The organism is Psychrobacter immobilis, from assembly GCF_904846285.1.
Classification (GTDB): domain Bacteria; phylum Pseudomonadota; class Gammaproteobacteria; order Pseudomonadales; family Moraxellaceae; genus Psychrobacter; species Psychrobacter immobilis_D.
In genome coordinates this window covers 1-1,118 of record NZ_CAJHAD010000064.1, presented here as the reverse complement: position 1 = coordinate 1,118, position 1,118 = coordinate 1, and the positions used below count along the sequence as shown (strand labels likewise).

1 protein-coding gene is annotated in these 1,118 nt (G+C 41.1%); it reads left to right on the top strand.

What is annotated here, in order from left to right; all coding sequences use genetic code 11:
- Positions 1-233 precede the first annotated feature (233 nt).
- Complete coding sequence (locus JMX13_RS13550; RefSeq protein ID WP_201558956.1) at positions 234-1,115, top strand: IS982 family transposase; 882 nt, start codon at positions 234-236, stop codon at positions 1,113-1,115.
- The last annotated feature ends 3 nt before the right edge of the window (positions 1,116-1,118 follow it).

Here is a 1,118-nt window from a genome sequence, read left to right as displayed (position 1 = left end):
GATATGTAGATAGAGTATTCTGGGAAAATTGCATAAAAAATGACGCTAAGTGTCAAAACTTGGCGTCATTTTTATGGTGTTCTTTTTATAATGTTATTTTTATACGAGAATTCAGAGGCTGAAAATACTAAGTAACCTCAGTTCGGGATAAGCGAAGAAAAAGATAAAAAAAGAAGTCCTAATACGCTAAAGTAAGTTTACCAAGACAAACGACAGCAAAAAGGACTTCTTACATGGATAACCTAACCGAATTATACTGCGACATTGACGACTTTTATCAGCAATTCAAACCGGAGTTTGAAGCAAACCTCATCGCTAATGGACGGCGTCGGTTAAGACCATGCCAGATAAGTGTAGCAGAGATTATGACCGTCTTGATACTGTTTCATCAATTACGCTATCGACAGTTTAAAGCCTTTTACTACCATCATATGCTTGGCATGATGAAGGGAGCGTTTCCAAACCTGCCAAGCTATTCCCGTTTCATTGAACTGATCCCTCGCAGCATTATGCCTTTATGTGCCTACTTGCAAAGTATGATGGGCGACTGTACCGGTATCAGCTACATTGACTCAACCAAGATAGCGGTTTGCCATAATAAGCGTATCTATCGTCACAAGGTCTTTCATGGTATGGCACAAAGAGGCAAAAGCAGCATGGGTTGGTTCTACGGGTTTAAGCTTCACGCTATTATTAATCATAAGGGTGAACTATTAGCAGTCAAAGTGACCGCTGGTAATACTGATGATAGAGCGCCTGTCAAAGAGATGACCAAGCCCCTATTTGGCAAGCTGTTTGGTGATAGAGGCTATATCAGTAAAGCCTTAAATGACTGGTTATCGCAAAACAGCGATACAACCCTCATCACCAAGCTACGCAAGAATATGAAGGAGCAAGTGCTTGATCCTGTTGATAAGACTTTACTCAACCACCGCTCTTTGGTTGAGACGGTGTTTGATGAGTTGAAAAATCTGTGCCAAATTGAGCACTCTCGCCATCGCAGTGTGACTGGGTTTATCACCAATCTGTTGTCAGGACTGATAGCTTATTGTTGGTTTCCCTACAAACCAACCCTCAAAAATGTGGCTGGCTTTAAAGAAGTTGGGGAAATATGAATG